At 37.5% G+C, this 17,282-nt stretch carries 21 protein-coding genes; 20 read left to right on the top strand and 1 reads right to left on the bottom strand.

The window, feature by feature from the left end:
• Window positions 1-62: 62 nt before the first annotated feature.
• From cmk to fni, 4 genes are all read left to right on the top strand, one after another.
• Window positions 63-746: a (d)CMP kinase gene (gene cmk / locus ML543_RS07370; RefSeq protein WP_243386491.1), complete on the top strand. Its 684-nt coding sequence runs from the start codon at window positions 63-65 to the stop codon at window positions 744-746.
• On the top strand, window positions 739-1,326 hold the full coding sequence (locus ML543_RS07375) for a lysophospholipid acyltransferase family protein (RefSeq protein WP_243386492.1): 588 nt from the start codon (window positions 739-741) through the stop codon (window positions 1,324-1,326). The genes cmk and ML543_RS07375 overlap by 8 nt, the downstream gene beginning before the upstream one ends.
• A 153-nt stretch (window positions 1,327-1,479) precedes the next feature.
• Window positions 1,480-2,625: a 30S ribosomal protein S1 gene (rpsA, locus tag ML543_RS07380; protein WP_243386493.1), complete on the top strand. Its 1,146-nt coding sequence runs from the start codon at window positions 1,480-1,482 to the stop codon at window positions 2,623-2,625.
• Window positions 2,626-2,638: 13 nt separating this feature from the next.
• Complete coding sequence (fni, locus tag ML543_RS07385; protein WP_243386494.1) at window positions 2,639-3,718, top strand: type 2 isopentenyl-diphosphate Delta-isomerase; 1,080 nt, start codon at window positions 2,639-2,641, stop codon at window positions 3,716-3,718.
• Window positions 3,719-4,049: 331 nt separating this feature from the next.
• On the opposite strand, the gene ML543_RS07390 is transcribed toward fni, so the two are convergent.
• On the bottom strand, window positions 4,050-4,181 hold the full coding sequence (locus tag ML543_RS07390; RefSeq protein ID WP_243386495.1) for a YpzI family protein: 132 nt from the start codon (window positions 4,179-4,181) through the stop codon (window positions 4,050-4,052).
• A 118-nt stretch (window positions 4,182-4,299) separates the two neighbouring features.
• On the opposite strand from ML543_RS07390, the gene ML543_RS07395 reads away from it, so the two are divergent.
• The 16 genes from ML543_RS07395 to ML543_RS07470 form a co-directional block, all read left to right on the top strand.
• Window positions 4,300-4,902: a YphA family membrane protein gene (locus tag ML543_RS07395; protein ID WP_243386496.1), complete on the top strand. Its 603-nt coding sequence runs from the start codon at window positions 4,300-4,302 to the stop codon at window positions 4,900-4,902.
• Window positions 4,899-5,798, top strand: a complete 900-nt coding sequence (locus ML543_RS07400; protein WP_243386497.1) for a YIEGIA family protein — start codon at window positions 4,899-4,901, stop codon at window positions 5,796-5,798. The genes ML543_RS07395 and ML543_RS07400 overlap by 4 nt, the downstream gene beginning before the upstream one ends.
• Window positions 5,795-5,983, top strand: coding sequence for a capping complex subunit for YIEGIA (locus ML543_RS07405; RefSeq protein WP_243386498.1), 189 nt, complete (start codon window positions 5,795-5,797; stop codon window positions 5,981-5,983). The genes ML543_RS07400 and ML543_RS07405 overlap by 4 nt, the downstream gene beginning before the upstream one ends.
• A 241-nt stretch (window positions 5,984-6,224) precedes the next feature.
• Entirely contained in the window at window positions 6,225-7,535 is a 1,311-nt protein-coding gene (gene der / locus ML543_RS07410) for a ribosome biogenesis GTPase Der (RefSeq protein WP_243386499.1), read from the top strand.
• A 177-nt stretch (window positions 7,536-7,712) separates the two neighbouring features.
• Window positions 7,713-8,765 carry an NAD(P)H-dependent glycerol-3-phosphate dehydrogenase gene (locus ML543_RS07415; RefSeq protein ID WP_243386500.1) on the top strand — a complete coding sequence of 351 codons (1,053 nt, stop codon included), beginning with the start codon at window positions 7,713-7,715 and terminating at the stop codon, window positions 8,763-8,765.
• 312 nt (window positions 8,766-9,077) lie between these two features.
• Window positions 9,078-9,278, top strand: a complete 201-nt coding sequence (locus tag ML543_RS07420; protein WP_243386501.1) for a DUF2768 domain-containing protein — start codon at window positions 9,078-9,080, stop codon at window positions 9,276-9,278.
• Between the two features lie 15 nt (window positions 9,279-9,293).
• Window positions 9,294-10,013: a hypothetical protein gene (locus tag ML543_RS07425; RefSeq protein ID WP_243386502.1), complete on the top strand. Its 720-nt coding sequence runs from the start codon at window positions 9,294-9,296 to the stop codon at window positions 10,011-10,013.
• Between the two features lie 393 nt (window positions 10,014-10,406).
• Entirely contained in the window at window positions 10,407-11,885 is a 1,479-nt protein-coding gene (gene spoIVA / locus ML543_RS07430) for a stage IV sporulation protein A (protein ID WP_243386503.1), read from the top strand.
• Between the two features lie 445 nt (window positions 11,886-12,330).
• Window positions 12,331-12,609 (top strand): HU family DNA-binding protein, encoded by a 279-nt coding sequence (locus tag ML543_RS07435; protein WP_243290255.1) that lies wholly within the window; start codon window positions 12,331-12,333, stop codon window positions 12,607-12,609.
• 260 nt (window positions 12,610-12,869) lie between these two features.
• The gene (gene folE / locus ML543_RS07440; RefSeq protein ID WP_243386504.1) at window positions 12,870-13,436 is read left to right on the top strand and encodes a GTP cyclohydrolase I FolE; all 567 of its coding nucleotides are present in this window, start codon (window positions 12,870-12,872) and stop codon (window positions 13,434-13,436) included.
• Between the two features lie 18 nt (window positions 13,437-13,454).
• A complete protein-coding gene (gene mtrB, locus ML543_RS07445; protein WP_419095350.1) occupies window positions 13,455-13,682 on the top strand; it encodes a trp RNA-binding attenuation protein MtrB in 228 nt (75 codons plus the stop codon).
• A gap of 147 nt (window positions 13,683-13,829) precedes the next feature.
• Window positions 13,830-14,621 (top strand): heptaprenyl diphosphate synthase component 1, encoded by a 792-nt coding sequence (locus ML543_RS07450; protein ID WP_243386506.1) that lies wholly within the window; start codon window positions 13,830-13,832, stop codon window positions 14,619-14,621.
• 3 nt (window positions 14,622-14,624) lie between these two features.
• Window positions 14,625-15,335 (top strand): demethylmenaquinone methyltransferase, encoded by a 711-nt coding sequence (locus tag ML543_RS07455; protein ID WP_243386507.1) that lies wholly within the window; start codon window positions 14,625-14,627, stop codon window positions 15,333-15,335.
• 13 nt (window positions 15,336-15,348) lie between these two features.
• Window positions 15,349-16,311 carry a heptaprenyl diphosphate synthase component II gene (gene hepT, locus ML543_RS07460; protein WP_243386508.1) on the top strand — a complete coding sequence of 321 codons (963 nt, stop codon included), beginning with the start codon at window positions 15,349-15,351 and terminating at the stop codon, window positions 16,309-16,311.
• A gap of 84 nt (window positions 16,312-16,395) precedes the next feature.
• On the top strand, window positions 16,396-16,842 hold the full coding sequence (gene ndk / locus ML543_RS07465) for a nucleoside-diphosphate kinase (protein WP_243386509.1): 447 nt from the start codon (window positions 16,396-16,398) through the stop codon (window positions 16,840-16,842).
• A 176-nt stretch (window positions 16,843-17,018) separates the two neighbouring features.
• The coding region (locus ML543_RS07470) for a transposase family protein (RefSeq protein WP_243386510.1) at window positions 17,019-17,282 on the top strand (264 nt) is incomplete at its 3' end.

A 17,282-nucleotide genomic window follows, 5' to 3' on the forward strand; every position in this document is an offset into this window, starting at 1 on the left:
GCATGTGACAGTCCTAGCCTTTTGTCAAAGAGAGAGAACAGCTGTTTTAATGAGGAGGAACTATGGAACGAAAAATTTCTGTAGCTATTGATGGACCTGCTGCTGCTGGAAAAAGTACAGTAGCGAAGATCGTAGCGAAAAATAAGTCTTATGTATATATCGATACGGGCGCGATGTATCGTGCATTGACGTATATGTCGCTAAAAAAACAAATAGATATTGAAAATGAGAATGAAGTAGCAAATATTTTATCGGAGCTATCAATTGAATTGATTCCGACAGATAGTGGTCAAAAAGTGATGGTTAATGGCGAAGATGTTACGGAAATAATTCGATCAAATGAAGTAACAAAAAATGTCTCTATCGTTGCTAAGCATGCTTTAGTAAGGGAAGAAATGGTGAAACGTCAAAGAGACATGGCTCGTGGCGGTGGAGTTGTTATGGATGGACGTGATATTGGGACGCATGTTCTTCCAGATGCTGAGTTGAAAGTATTTTTAAAAGCCTCTGTCGAAGAGCGAGCAAAAAGACGTCACGAAGAGAATTTACAAAAAGGGTTCCCTTCTGATTTGGAACAATTAAAGGCCGATATCGCGCTTCGGGATAAATTAGATTCAGAGCGTGAAGTTGCACCATTAAAAAAAGCGGACGATGCAATTGAAATTGATACGACTTCGCTAACGATTGACGAGGTCGTAAGCAAAATTGAACAACTTGTGGAAGAAAGGTTCACTGCGTATGAATAAAGCGTTTTACCAATTTGCTAAATCGGTTGTATATGCTGTTTTTAAACCGCTTTACCGCTTAGAAATAAAGGGACGTGAACATTTTCCGAAAGATGGTGCTGTCTTATTATGCTCAAATCATATTGATAACTTCGATCCACCAACGGTTGGGATAACTTCACCTCGCCCTGTTCATTTTATGGCTAAAGAAGAGTTGTTTCGTGTACCGATAATTAAAAACTTAATTCCAGGTTTAGGGGCATTCCCTGTGAAGCGTGGATTAGCTGACCGCGACGCTATTCGAAAAGGATTGAAAGTACTAAAAGAAGGCGAAGTTCTAGGACTTTTCCCAGAAGGAACTCGCAGTAAAACGGGTGAATTAGGAAAAGGATTACAAGGTGCGGGTTTCTTTGCACTAAAATCAAATGCTCATGTCGTCCCTTGTGCCATCATCGGACCTTACAAGCCATTTAAAAAAGTGAAAGTCGTATATGGAAAGCCGATTGATTTTACTTCACATCGAGAAGAAAAAATCTCTGCAGAACAAGCGACGGAAATCATCATGAACGAAATTCGACTTTTATTAGAAAAACATCAATAATCATAACGCGTATGACTTGACAAAAGGTGATATTTGTTAGAAGTTATTAAAAAGAGGTATTTTTCATTCTATTTAGAACAAATAGTTTTAAATAGAATGTTACATAAACTTTTAATGTTGAGTTGTTAGGGCTTGACCAAGGAGGTAAATGGAATGGTAGAAGAAATGAATCAAATCGAAGTTTCGTCACCAGAAGTAGGTGACCTAGTAAAAGGGACTGTTGCAAAAGTCGAAGAAAAGCAGGTAATTGTAGAAATTGAAAACTGCAAATTGCCAGGAATTATTCCTATTAGCGAATTATCAAGCTTACATATTGAGAAAGCATCTGATGTTGTTCAAGAAAATGATGTATTAGAACTAAAAGTATTGAAAGTAGAAGAAGAAGCAATCATTGTTTCAAAAAGTAAAGTAGATGCAGATAAGGCTTGGGATGAGCTTGAAGCAAAATTTTCTTCAAAAGAAGTATTTGAAGCAGAAGTAAAAGATGTTGTGAAAGGCGGATTGGTCGTAGATTTAGGTGTACGCGGATTCATTCCAGCATCTTTAGTAGAAGCTCACTATGTAGAAGATTTTTCTGAATATCTAGGAAAATCACTTACGTTAATAGTTGTGGAATTAGATCGTGAGAAAAATCGGGTGATTTTATCACATCGCGCTGTGGTAGAACAAGAAGCTGCAAACAAACGTCAAGAGGTTTTAAATGGATTAAAAGAAGGCGACGTTCTTGAAGGAACAGTTCAACGTTTAGCAGACTTTGGCGCATTTGTTGATATTGGTGGAGTGGATGGTTTAGTCCATATCTCTCAACTTTCCCATGCTCACGTAGAAAAGCCTTCAGACGTAGTGGAAGAAGGACAAAAAGTACAAGTGAAAGTACTGTCAGTAGATCGTGATAATGAGCGAATCTCATTATCAATTAAAGAGACACTACCTGGCCCTTGGGCACAAGTTTCTGAGAAAGTAAAAGTTGGAGATGTATTAGAGGGAACTGTGAAACGTTTAGTATCCTTCGGTGCCTTTATCGAGGTTTTACCTGGTGTAGAAGGATTAGTACACATTTCTCAAATTTCACATAAACATATCGGTACACCACATGAAGTCTTATCTGAAGGTGATCAAGTTAATGTGAAGGTACTTGACGTCAATTTAGATGAAGAGCGCATTTCATTAAGTATGAAAGAGCTAGAAGAAACACCAAAAACTGAAGCAGAAGATTACCAACAGTATCAAGCAAAAGAAGATTCTTCTGGCTTCCAATTAGGTGAAATGATTGGTGACCAATTAAATAAATTAAAATAAAACGGTGATAAATTTGGATAGAGAACAGCGTAAGATTGACCATATAGAATATGCTTTACAAACGAGAAGAGCTGTCGATAATGGTCTTTCGGATATTCGCTTTGTGCACAATAGCCTTCCGAATACCGCTGTTTCAAATGTCAATTTAGCTGTGAAAATGGGCGAACTCTCGTTTAGTTCGCCCATTTTTATCAATGCGATGACAGGTGGAGGCGGTAACGAAACTTACAAAATAAATGAAGGGTTAGCGGAAGTTGCTAAAGAATTTGGCTTAGCAATGGCAGTCGGTTCTCAAATGGCAGCCATTAAAAATCCTTCTGAAAGAAGCACGTTTGAAATTGTTCGGAAAGTACATAAAGATGGAATTTTATTCGCAAATTTAGGAAGTGAAGCAACAGTAGATCAAGCTAAACATGCCGTTGAAATGATTGAAGCGAATGCTTTGCAAATCCATTTAAATCCTGTACAAGAATTAGTCATGCCAGAAGGGGACCGAGACTTTACGATGAGCCTAAGAAATATTGAAAGAATCGTAAAAAATGTCGAAGTACCTGTCATTGTAAAAGAAGTCGGATATGGTATGAGTAAAGAAACAGCTGAACAATTGACAAATGTCGGTGTATCAATTGTTGATGTTGGAGGTTTCGGTGGAACGAACTTTTCCTCAATTGAGAATAAACGAAGAAATAGGCGTCTAACTTATTTTGAGGACTGGGGAATTAGTACGTCCGCTTCTATTTGTGAAGTGTCTAGCATTCAGTCTCCACCATTTATTATTGCAACCGGTGGGATGAATGACGCACTTCAAACCGTTAAAGCATTATCGTTAGGGGCATCCCTTGTTGGAATGGCAGGCTTTGTTTTAAAGATATTCCGAGAACAGGGAATGGAAGCATTAAGGGCTGAAATGCGAGCGTTTCATGAAGATCTTGCATTCATCCTGACAGCTCTTGGTACGGAAACAATTTTAGACCTTCGACATGTCCCACTTGTGATTTCTGGAAAAACATATCATTGGCTACAAGAGCGAATGATTGATACGAAAACTTATGCAAATAGGCACAAAAAAAATCGTCCATTCAGGAATGTCTGAAAGGACGATTTTCTTATTGTTACAGAGAGTTTAAATACAATAAAGTGATAAAGTATTTTCTTTACAGGTTTTTTAGTGTCTAGCTCCAAGCGCCATCAGCTCGGGTCGCTTCGGCCCTACTGTGGCGACGGAAGCCTCCTCGCAGGTCCTAAAGCGCCCTTCGCCTAAGGACTTGCGCTTTTTCTGTGAAAATAAAAATTACCTATGAGCTGAATGATCGATCATGATAGGTAGATGGTAGAAAGGAAACCCCGGGGAGAATAAATTTTCATGTCCAGGGTGTGAGTGTAAAATCATGTATGTTTCTTATTGTATGTTAATAAAAAAAACGTTACTCATTTCGCTTCCTTGCATCTTTTGGACTTTCCATCCCAGTAGCCCCTTTATTTGAAATAGATTGGTTACGATCAGATTCGACTCGTCTTTCTTCTTTTAACTTTTTTTCTTGTCGGTCTCTACCCAAATGAATCATTCCTTCCAATTAGAGTTAAACATTCACATTATTCGTCAATGGCTGTGTAATTATTCGATGATTAATTTACATAAAACCTACCCATAATGGAAATTATAGGGGTGATTGGATGGAAGGAATTTTCTTTTACTGGATTTTTTGGTGTTATTGGATTATCGTCACTTTTTGGATGAAAAAAGAAACTAAACGAATGGTTTATGCGATATTTATTCTTCTTGTAATAATGGCTAGTTTGAAGCAAGTTTCTTTTTCTTTTGGGACTGTTGGGCTATCTTATCTTTTAATCGGGATTGTATTTCTCGGTCGTTTAGTATTGCATGGTTATCAAATCTATTCAACTTTTGCTGTTGTCATTATTGCGTTCGCCTATGCAGCCCTACAGCTTTTTTATGTTTATGACCCAATATGGTTTTTAGACAAACTCATATTCATTAGTAGCATGATGACAGGTATTTTAGCATTACTTTTAGGGAAGAACACTCAACATTGCATCACCATCTTAGTTTTAGGTCAGTCCATTGGAGAACTATTTTTTTGGATAGTTGCCTACCGAATTGTGCATGTGCAGGTTGAAATTGGCTATTTGGCTTATATGGAAACGTTAACTGTATCTTCGTTGTGTGTAGGTGTTTGGTTTGCTTTTAAATGGGTGACAAAATCATTAGAGCAGTTCGTGGATAAATCAGTGAAGGGGAAGGGACGAATTTTATGAATGAATATACGTACCCGATTTTATTAGGGGTTATCGCGGGAGTTGCATGTCGATTATATATGTTAAAAACTGATTATCGTCAATATCCCACCTATTTGCATGGGAAAATCATTCATGTTGCTTTAGGAGTGATTGCTGCTGGTTTAGGTACAGTGGCTGTTCCTGCCATTATGCAAAAGGAATTTACTGCTATCACTTTTTTAACAGTTGCAGCCTCACAGTTTCGTGAAGTACGAAACATGGAGCGCAATACCTTGTCTGAATTAGATAAATATGAGCTTGTTCCACGAGGGAAAACATATATAGAAGGGGTAGCAATTGCATTTGAAAGTCGCAATTATTTAGTTATTTTTACATCATTATTTGTTACGCTTGCTTATTTACTGACGAACGTTTGGGTTAGTATAGTTGTAGCGATAGTTTGTATTATTTTATCGAAAATATTGATGTCTGGCGGGAAGTTGGGAGATATTGTTGAGGTAGAATACGTAAAGCCACGGTTTGATGGAGCAGGTCTTTATGTAGACAATATTTACATCATGAATATCGGGATCCCAGAAAAACGTGAATTAGTATTAAAGTATGGGATGGGCTTTGTGTTAAAACCAAAGTCTTTTAATGCAAGAGCCACCATTGCAAACTTAGGACAGCGTCAGGCAGTGCTGCACGATGTTTCCACTGCGTTAGGAATTATTCGGGATAGCGGTGAGCCTTCGCTCGTACCGTTAGCAAAAAGGGATTTAGACGATGGTAGAATAGGGGTGTTCGTTTTGCCTCAAAAACAAGATCATGAATTTGGCATCCGAGTCATTCAAAATGTTCCAACATTAGAAAGTGCTATTCGAATGCCGTCGGAATCAGACGCCAATAAGAAGGGGCGGTTTTTTCGATTATGATATTAGAAAAGACGATTTTAGCAGTAATTACGACAGACAAGACAAAAATTCAAGGGTCTACCGCAGCATTCATTTGTAAAGATCGGGAGGAAATGGATTTGTTTGCCAAACATTTAGAAGCTATTCTAGATGGCATTGCACACGCCATAGGGGAAGATGTTTATGTCATCGTGAAGCATTTTTAAGCCTTGTTGTCGATTACATGAAACTACTATATAATATGATAGTTAGCCCTTCTCATAGTGGAAGGGTTTCTTTTCTGAAATCATTCATAATCATATCGTTTTATGAAAAAAAGAGAGATTGTTTGACTGCAATACACGTGAAGACGTTTGTAACGGTGAGCAGACAAGCTTTATCGATTTGAATATTAACAATGAAAATTAGAAAAGCCTTGGATTAATGTTTTAGGAAGGATGTTGTAAAGTGCCGAAACATGTAGTAGCCATTGTCGGTCGCCCTAATGTAGGGAAGTCGACAATTTTCAACCGAATTGTAGGAGATCGTGTATCCATTGTAGAAGATATCCCGGGAGTAACGCGTGATCGAATTTACTCTCGTGCCGAATGGTTAACGCATCAATTTAATATTATTGACACAGGTGGAATTGAAATAGGAGATGCTCCATTTCTAGCCCAAATTCGTCATCAAGCTGAACTTGCGATAGAAGAAGCGGACGTCATTTTGTTTATCGTTAATGGTCGTGAAGGTTTAACACCGGCTGATGAAGAAGTTGCCAAAATACTCTATCGTTCAAACAAGCCTGTTGTACTTGGAGTAAACAAAATTGATAATCCAAGTATGAGAGATGACATCTTTGACTTTTATTCTTTAGGATTCGGAGAGCCTTATCCAATTTCAGGGTCTCATGGGATTGGTTTAGGAGATTTATTAGACGAAGTAGTGAAGCATTTCGATGTCCGTGATGAAAAAGAATATGATGACGAAATCATTAAATTTTCGTTAATAGGCCGACCGAATGTTGGAAAATCTTCATTAGTTAACGCTATTTTAGGTGAAGAACGCGTGATTGTCAGCGATGTTGCTGGTACAACAAGAGATGCTATTGATACGACGTTTAAATACAATCAACAAGAATTTGTCATTATCGATACGGCAGGAATGAGAAAAAAAGGGAAAGTATACGAAACAACAGAAAAATATAGTGTATTACGTGCGTTAAAAGCGATTGAACGATCAGATGTCGTTTTAGTCGTAATCAATGGTGAGGAAGGGATTATTGAGCAGGACAAGCGAATTGCGGGGTACGCTCATGAAGCAGGTAAAGCGGTTGTTATTGTTGTGAACAAATGGGACGTAGTAGAAAAAGATGACAAGACAATGAAGCAGTTTGAGCAGAAAATTCGCGACCATTTCTTATTCTTAGATTATGCCCCAATCGTCTTTTTATCAGCAAAAACGAAACAGCGTTTGCACACATTAATGCCGAACATTATTGAAGCAAGTGAAAACCATGCTCGTCGAATTCAAACAAACGTATTGAACGATGTTATTATGGACGCTGTCGCAATGAATCCTACACCAACAGACAAAGGGACAAGACTAAAAATTTATTATGCTACACAAGTTGCGGTGAAGCCACCGACATTCGTTATTTTCGTTAACGATCCTGAATTGTTACACTTCTCTTATGAGCGCTTTTTAGAGAACCGAATTCGAGATGCCTTCGGATTTGAAGGGACTCCAATTCGAATCATCGCTCGTGCAAGAAAATAATCGATGTGCGTGAAATCGTCATGTAGATAAGATGTGGAGTAGTAGTAGGAAATCTACTCTACTCTTTTTTATCAGGTATTGATTCCACTTCCCTTCTTCATGATAGATAAGTGAAAGGTGAAAGGATAAAGATGCTTTCCAAATGCATTAAGCATCCGCAAAGAAAGGGTGAGCGTATTGAAGGAAAAAGTTACGGTTTTAGGTGCAGGGAGTTGGGGAACTGCCCTTGCAGTGGTTTTAAGTGACAATGGTCACCATGTGCAGTTGTGGGGACACAGAAAAGAACATATTGAAGAAATGGAACAAAAGCGCGTAAATGAAAAATATTTACCTGACGTAAAGCTAGCCGCTAATATTTCATTAACTTATAAGTTAGAAGAGGCGGTTAAAGATGCTGAAACAATCGTTTTAGCTGTGCCGACAAAAGCGATGAGAGACGTTTTAGGACAATTGAATTCCATCCTTTCAAAACCTGCATTGTTCGTTCATGTAAGTAAAGGAATAGAACCGGATTCATTAAAGAGGATTACGGAAATTATCGAAGAAGAAATACCACAAACGAAACGGAAGGATGTTGTCGTACTATCTGGACCGAGTCATGCAGAAGAGGTTAGCTTGCGACACCCGACAACTGTTACCTCCTCAAGTGAAAACATGCAAGCGGCCGAATACGTACAAGACTTATTTATTAATCAATATTTTCGCGTGTATACAAACCCTGATGTTGTAGGGGTGGAAATTGGCGGTGCATTAAAAAATATTATTGCTTTGGCAGCGGGTATTAGTGATGGCCTAGGTTTTGGAGATAATGCAAAAGCTGCCCTTATTACGAGAGGGTTAGCTGAAATCGCACGACTAGGAAGTAAAATGGGAGCAAATCCGTTAACGTTCTCCGGCCTTACAGGTATTGGGGATTTAATTGTAACGTGTACAAGTGTACATTCTCGTAATTGGCGAGCGGGAAATATGCTTGGAAAAGGGAAGACACTTGATGAGGTGCTGGATTCGATGGGAATGGTCGTAGAAGGAGTCCGGACAACGAAAGCAGCCTATCAACTTGCAGAAAAATATAACGTTAAAATGCCAATCACTCGTGCTTTATACGATGTCTTATTTAACGGACAAAATGCGAAGGAAGCGGTAGAATCGCTCATGGCTCGTGTAAAAACGCATGAAATGGAAGATTTGGTTAACATCATGGAATCACGATCTTGTGAAGATGAAAAGTAATTCGAAAAGGTAAATACGGCTGATCATGATTCAATCTTTTAGATGGTGGATAAACGCTACTGTTTAAAGCTTCATTCCGAGCGGTGAGTAAAAAGAAGTTTCTCACATTAAATGAAGAGTATATGGCGATTGTCACCTTTCTATGAGGATTGAGGCATGTATCAGTCTTTTCATGTACACAGAATAAATGGTATTGAATAAGGAGCAAAGGATGAGGGTTTAAGTGCCCCAATGATTTTGTAATTTGTTCTTCATTCATTGAACTGATTCATTTGTATGATATAATGTTTTTCGTAAAAAGGAGGGAAAAGAATGACACCTGCTTTAATGAAAATGTGGATTGCCCTTGCGTCAATGGGCTTTATGTTTATTTCCGTTTTTTCAATTTATTTGAGTAGATTTAAATTAAAGGGATTTTGGCGCATATTATTTTCAATCATTGCCTACATATTTATGATTTTAGCTGGAATCATTATCTTTTTTGTTGTATTTTCTGGACCAGTAAATGAATAACAAAGGAAGAGTAAAATGAGAAAACGACTATTCATTGTATTACCATTGTTACTTTTAGTGTTTTTAAGTGGTTGTTTATATCCAGAAGAAAAGCTTTCAAAAAATTCTGTACCTTATGAAACACAAATCACTTCTGTTCAAACAGCAGTTGATCGTTTTCAAGAAGATCAAAACGGACTATTGCCGATTAAGACGAGAGATATGGAGACTCCTATTTATCAAAAATACCCGGTTGATTTTAATCAGTTAATACCTCAATACATGTCAGAGCCTCCTGGAACAGCATTTGAAAATGGGGGAGTTTACTTATATGTGTTAGTAAATGTAGAGAATGACCCTACAGTAAAATTAATAGACTTAAGATTGGCAGAAGAAATAAGAGATATTAATATCCGGTTAAATGTATATCGCCAATCAAACGGATACCCACCATTTAAAGAGGAAATTACACGTGGTGTTTATACGTTAGATTTTGAAAAGCTTGGCTATAAGGAACCGCCTCAAGTTTTAAGTCCTTTTTCAAATGAATATTTACCATTCGTGATTGATAGTAATGGAGAAGTTTTCGTGGATTACTCATTAGACTTATATCAAGCATTAAAGAAGGAAGATGTAAATGTAAAAGCTGGTGAGGATATCCGGTATTTACTTGTTGAATCCTCTCCATTTGTACCAGCTTTTTCACTTCCGTATACTGTGGATGATCAATACGAGCCTATCTTTTTTATAAATTAAAGTCATGAACCTTTCTCTTGATTCATACATGTTAAGAGAAAGGTTTATTTTTTTATCTTTCTTTCATAAAGGGCCTGTTCAAAACGATGGTTGATTGGAGTGGATTTTGCAACGAAGAAGGGAACGGAGAACGTAAATGAATACTGTCTATTGAACATCGCAGAATATGTGAAACGAGAAGAAGGGAGCAAACCAAAAAATCAACATTAGTTGAACAGTTCCAAAAATTAATCTCGTATGTATGAGGATGGAGGGAATCATTTATTCTTAATTAAATGAAATTTTATGGCTTTAGTCATAAACTAGTCGGACAACATCATAAACATATATTGTCTACAAGCGATTTATCTTAACATAATTCATCCAATGACTAATGAGTCGGGAGGGGATCACTTGGAAAAGGTAGATATTTTCAAAGATATCGCGGAACGAACAGGCGGTGACATTTATCTAGGAGTGGTAGGGGCTGTTCGAACAGGAAAGTCCACATTTATTAAGAAATTTATGGAATTAGTTGTTCTCCCCAACATTGAAAATCAGTCAGATAAAGCTCGAGCACAAGATGAGCTCCCGCAGAGTGCTGCAGGTAGAACAATCATGACGACGGAGCCGAAATTTGTCCCTAATCAAGCAGTCACGGTACATGTAGATGAGGGGCTTGATGTCAATATACGTATGGTAGACTGTGTTGGCTATACTGTTCCAGGAGCAAAAGGATATGAAGATGAAAATGGACCGAGAATGATTAATACCCCATGGTATGAAGAACCGATTCCGTTTCATGAAGCAGCTGAAATTGGAACGAGAAAAGTGATTCAAGAGCATTCTACAATTGGTGTTGTGATAACAACAGATGGATCAATTGGAGAAATACCTCGATCAGATTATATTGAAGCTGAGGAAAGAGTGATTGATGAGTTAAAAGAAGTCGGTAAGCCGTTCATCATGATCGTAAACTCCGTTCATCCACACCATCCAGAAACAGAACGACTAAGAAGAGAATTAAATGAAAAATATGATATCCCCGTGCTTTGTATGAGTGTTGAAAGTATGAGAGAGAGCGATGTCATAAGCGTGTTAAGAGAAGCATTGTTTGAATTTCCAGTGCTTGAGGTAAATGTTAATCTACCAAGCTGGGTCATGGTGTTGCGTGAAGATCACTGGTTAAGGGAGTCTTATCAAGATACGGTGAAAGATACGGTAAAAGATATTAAGAGATTAAGAGATGTTAATCTAGTCGTAGACCATTTTAGTGAGTATGAATTCATTGAACGTGCTGGTTTGGCAGGCATTGAGATGGGGCAAGGAATAGCTGAGATTGATTTATATGCACCAGATGATCTATATGATCAAATATTAAAAGAGGTTGTCGGGGTTGAAATTCGTGGGAAAGATCATTTATTGCAGTTAATGCAAGATTTCGCACATGCTAAATCAGAATATGACCAAGTTGCAGATGCTCTAAAAATGGTGAAGCAAACGGGGTATGGGATTGCAGCACCTGCTCTGACAGATATGAGTTTAGATGAACCTGAAATTATCCGTCAAGGCTCACGGTTTGGAGTTCGATTAAAGGCTGTGGCACCATCTATTCATATGATTAAAGTAGATGTTGAAAGCGAGTTTTCACCGATTATCGGAACTGAAAAGCAAAGTGAAGAACTCGTAAGATATTTAATGCAAGATTTTGAAGATGATCCATTATCCATTTGGAATTCAGATATTTTTGGTAGAAGCTTAAGCTCCATCGTTCGCGAAGGGATTCAAGCAAAGCTGTCGTTAATGCCTGAAAATGCAAGGTATAAGCTGAAAGAAACACTTGAACGAATCATAAATGAAGGTTCAGGTGGACTTATCGCTATTATACTTTAACGATGTAGACCTCTTAAAAGGGGTCTTTTTTCTTTGGTTCGTTTCTAACAGATTGTTGTTTTATTGTGTTTAAAATACATTGTTGAGTATCGTTTTCCTATCGTAATGGAGCGACTTGACTCGTGGGATGTAGGGGGAAAGGGAAAATGTTTTATCTAAATAGAATGAAAAATGTTGAATTCTCAATGGTTTGTCGCTTAAATAGTCTTGAAACTTAAATAGGTGTTATGGTAATCTTTTATCAGAAAATCTTCTCTTTATTGGTCGTATATTCCTAGAAAGCCAATTCTTTTAAGAAAAATCATTGCAATCTACGTTTGAATCGATTAATATAAGCGTGTCAACACCTTGTTTATCAGGTAATGAGGTATAGAATATAAGAAAAATGTGAAGAAATGAATATAACAAGCCTTTTTGGGGCACTCCTTGGGAGGAGGTGAAAGAAATGAACAAGACAGAATTAATCAACCAAGTAGCTGAAATGAGCGAGTTATCTAAAAAAGATGCAACAAAAGCTGTTGATGCAGTTTTTGATACAATTTTAGAAGCTTTAAAAAACGGTGATAAAGTACAACTTATCGGTTTCGGTAACTTTGAAGTACGTGAGCGTGCAGCTCGTAAAGGTCGTAACCCACAAACAGGTGAAGAAATCGAAATCCCAGCTAGCAAAGTACCTGCATTCAAACCAGGTAAAGCTCTTAAAGACGCTGTTGCTGGAAAATAATTGTGTATGTGAAGATTTCTCATACATAAAACATCATTTCTTCACATTAAAGCCCCTTAATAGGGGCTTTTTCTATGAGGTAAAAAATGATTGGTATCGAGATGGACTACCTAATGAGTATTCGTATGATCCTTTTCGCTCCTCGATTAAGGTAGATATATAAAGGGTGTTATTCACTTCGCTTACTATATTTTGCTTTTACTTCATAAATTATGCTAGAATCGGGTTACATACGGAAAAGATGCAGGAGGAAAGCTGACATGGGAAATGTAAATAGAGAACAAATTGAACATGCTGTCCGATTAATTTTAGAAGCTATTGGGGAAGATCCAAACCGCGAAGGTCTACTCGACACACCGAAACGTGTAGCAAAAATGTATGAGGAAGTATTTGAAGGACTTAATCAAGACCCTAAAGAATATTTCAGTACTGTATTTGGAGAAGATCACGAAGAGTTAGTTTTAGTTAAAGATATCCCGTTCTATTCAATGTGTGAACATCACTTAGTACCGTTTTACGGAAAAGCTCATGTTGCATACATTCCAAAAGGTGGGAAAGTTACAGGGCTTAGTAAATTAGCACGAGCTGTTGAAGCAGTGGCGAAAAGACCTCAGTTACAAGAGCGTATAACTTCCACGATTGCAGATAGTATTGTTGAAACACTTGACCCACATGGCGTTATGGTTGTAGTCGAGGCAGAGCATATGTGCATGACGATGAGAGGAGTTAAAAAGCCTGGTTCAAAAACGGTCACTTCAGCAGTTAGAGGGTGCTTCTTAAACGATGAAGCGGCTAGAAGTGAAGTGCTGTCATTAATTAAATATTAAACCTGGAAGGTGAACAACGTGAATTCAGCAGGAAATGATTACGTGATTATTAAAGCAGTGGAAGATGGGGTAAACGTCATTGGATTAACGCGTGGTTCTGATACGCGCTTTCATCATTCGGAAAAGCTTGATAAAGGAGAAGTTATGATTGCCCAGTTTACTGAACACACGTCAGCGATTAAAGTACGTGGTAAAGCTTTAATACAGACAAGTCATGGAGAAATAGAGAGTGATTCACGAAAATAAGCAGGGTATCCTGCTTCTTTTATTTAATAAATGAAGAATAGTCTAATGAATGGTTGATTTATGTTATAATATAATTTGTTTATACTAAAAATGTGGATAAAAATGTATGCGACATGTTTACGGAAAGGGACAAGGGTGATTGGATTGATGGAATTGAAAAAAACAATAGCATCCATTAAGGAAGCAATTGAAAACAAACTTTCACATCCGTTTTTAGCAAGGTATGTTGTAAAGCCTTTTATCGATGAAGATAAATTGCTTTTGTTTTATACATTGTTTAAGGAAGCGGATATACCGGAGAGCGAAATTCACGAGTATTGCACAACGGCAATGCTAGTCCAAATAGCCCTTGATACCCATGACTTAGTAGGCAACGATAAATGTAATGAACGAGAAAAATTTGTCGAAAGACAGCTGACTGTTTTAGCCGGAGACTATTTTAGCGGTTTGTATTATGCTATATTAGCTGATTTAAAAGATGTCAAAATGATTCAAGTATTAGCAAATGCCATTAAGGAGATTAACGAAAGTAAAATTCAACTTTATCATTCCACTCACTCACTTGAGGAGCAGTTGGAGTGTTTGAAGAAAATTGAAGGTGCATTATCCTTCCAATTAGGTGTTCATATGAACCAATCCTCATTTGCCTCATTTGCTTGTCATTATTTAACTTATAAACGAATATGTGAGGAAGCTGATCGTTTGAATGAAGGAGACTCATCAATATTTATTGAAAGTTTAAAAAGAACGAAATACAACGAGCAACAAATGAAATCAAAATTATTCGATGTAAGTCAAAAATGGTATGAACAAGTTATAGCGTTTTTAAATTCAAATCGTGTTCATTCTCAAGCATTAATCGATTACTTATATGACCGCATTCATACGATGCAATACTCGCATCAACATATGCTAAACAAAATGGTGGAAGAAGGGTAAAGGATGGCTTCAAAAGAAGAACGAGTACATAAGGTGTTTGAAAAAATCTATCAAAATTATGATCAAATGAATTCAGTCATTAGTTTTCGGAGGCATATTGCTTGGCGAAAAGAAACGATGAAGCGAATGAATGTACCAAAAGGGGCAACTTGCCTAGATGTTTGCTGCGGTACAGCGGATTGGACCATATCGTTAGGTCATGCTGTCGGGGATACAGGAAAAGTAATTGGCTTAGATTTTAGCCAAAACATGTTAAGTATCGGGGAAAAGAAAGTCAAAGAAGAACAATTAAATCACGTTGAATTAATGTGGGGAAATGCAATGGAGCTTCCATTTGAAGACAATACGTTTGATTATGTGACTATCGGATTTGGATTGCGAAATGTTCCCGATTACATGCAAGTTTTAAAAGAAATGCATCGTGTGACAAAGCCAGGAGGCCAAGTCGTTTGTCTTGAAACATCTCAACCTACAATGCTTGGATTTAGACAATTATATTATTTTTATTTCCGTTTCGTAATGCCAATGTTCGGTAAATTGTTTGCGAAAAGCTATGAAGAGTATTCATGGTTACAAGAATCGGCGCGTGATTTTCCAGGAATGAAAGAACTAAAGTTAATGTTTGAAAAAGCGGGCCTAGAAAATGTACAAGTCAAACCTTTTACAGGTGGAGTGGCTGCTATGCATTTAGGATATAAGCCGAAATTGAAATGATAAGGTGAATTGAATGAAGTTTAAAGCGATATATTCCTTTTTGGAGCAAGATCTCAACATTGTAGAACGTGAATTAGAAAAAAGTGTTTGGTCGAATGATCCGCTTCTAAGTGATGCAGGCTTACATTTATTACAAGCTGGGGGGAAAAGAATTCGCCCCGTTTTTGTCTTGTTGTCAGCTATGTTTGGGCAATATGATATCGACAAAATAAAAAAAGTTGCTGTTGCGCTAGAACTAATCCATATGGCTTCTCTTGTCCATGATGATGTAATTGATGATGCCGAATTGAGGAGAGGAAAAGCTACGATAAAGTCCAAATGGGACAACCAAATTGCAATGTATACAGGAGACTATTTATTTGCCAGATCTCTTCAAATTATCACAGAAATTGAAAAACCGCTTGCTCATCAAATCCTAGCAAAGACTATTGTAGAAGTTGTTTTAGGTGAAATTGAGCAAATTAAAGACAAATATAATTATGAACAAAATTTCCGTACATATTTAAGGCGGATTAAAAGAAAAACGGCACTACTTATTGCAACGAGTTGTCAAATTGGTGCGGTCGCAGCTGACGTACAAGAAGAGTGGCATAAACGTCTTTTTTGGTTCGGATATTATGTAGGTGTATCGTATCAAATTATCGATGACATCTTAGATTTTACATCAACGGAAGAAGAGCTTGGAAAGCCTGTCGGAAGCGATTTACTACAAGGCAATATTACGTTGCCAGTCTTAATTGCCATGCGAGATCCATCCCTTAAAGAACAAATCATGAAGGTAAACGAACAGACAACTCCTACCGAAATTAAACCAATAATTGAAGCCGTTAAATCTTCTGGGGCCATTAAGGAGTCTATTGCATTAAGCGACCGTTACTTACAAAAAAGTTTAGAAGTGATCGCTCCCCTGCCGAAAAGTAAAATGAAAACAACTTTAATTCAAATCGCAAAGTATATTGGAAAAAGGAAATTTTAAGTTTGCGAAAACGCTTTAATGATGGTAAAATTTTGTTGGGCAGGATTTGTAAGCCCATACATAATACTTATGGGGTGGAAAAACATGGAGAAGACATTTTTAATGGTAAAGCCTGACGGGGTTCAGCGCCAATTAATCGGTGAAATTGTTGCAAGATTCGAACGAAAAGGGTTGCAACTTTCAGGTGCAAAGCTAATGCAAATTTCACAAGATTTAGCTGAGCAACACTATGGCGAACACAAGGGGAAACCATTCTTCGACGAGCTTGTTTCTTTTATTACTTCTGGACCGGTTTTTGCGATGGTATGGCAAGGAGAAAATGCCATTGAAATTTGCCGACAAATGATGGGTAAGACAAACCCGAAAGAAGCTCTACCAGGAACAATTCGCGGAGACTATGGAATGTTTGTTGGTAAAAATATCATTCACGGTTCTGATTCACCTGAGAGTGCAGAACGTGAAATTGGACTGTTCTTCAAAGAAGAGGAATTAGTTTCATACGACCGTCAAATTAATACTTGGGTTTATTAAAAGTCAGCCTTTTGGCTGGCTTTTCCATTTTGTTTTCCTACCTCCTTTTTTCTTTATGGCTCTACAATATTTGTTGGGGTATGAAGAAATTTTTAGCATAAAAAAAAACACGTAAGCTCCAAAATCCTTTACACTTGAATTGACGAGAAACAAGAATAAAGATTGGAGTTACGTGCATGAAGTATTCTACCATATCAATGCCTGGATTAGAAGAGTTGATTATCACAAAGATGGAGGAAATTGAGGGGGTAATCCACCTTCATGTTTCTGTCCCCCGAAGAAGACATCAATGTCCGGCATGTGGAGATTGGACCCATAAGGTTCATGATTATCGAATTCAGAAGGTAAAGCACTTAAAACTATTTGAACGAACGACCTATCTGTTCTATCGAAAACGTCGGTATGCATGTCCTTGTGGAAAGCGATTTGCGGAAAAGAAT

This window comes from Bacillus kexueae, from assembly GCF_022809095.1.
In the GTDB taxonomy this organism is placed as follows: Bacteria; Bacillota; Bacilli; order Bacillales; family Aeribacillaceae; genus Bacillus_BZ; species Bacillus_BZ kexueae.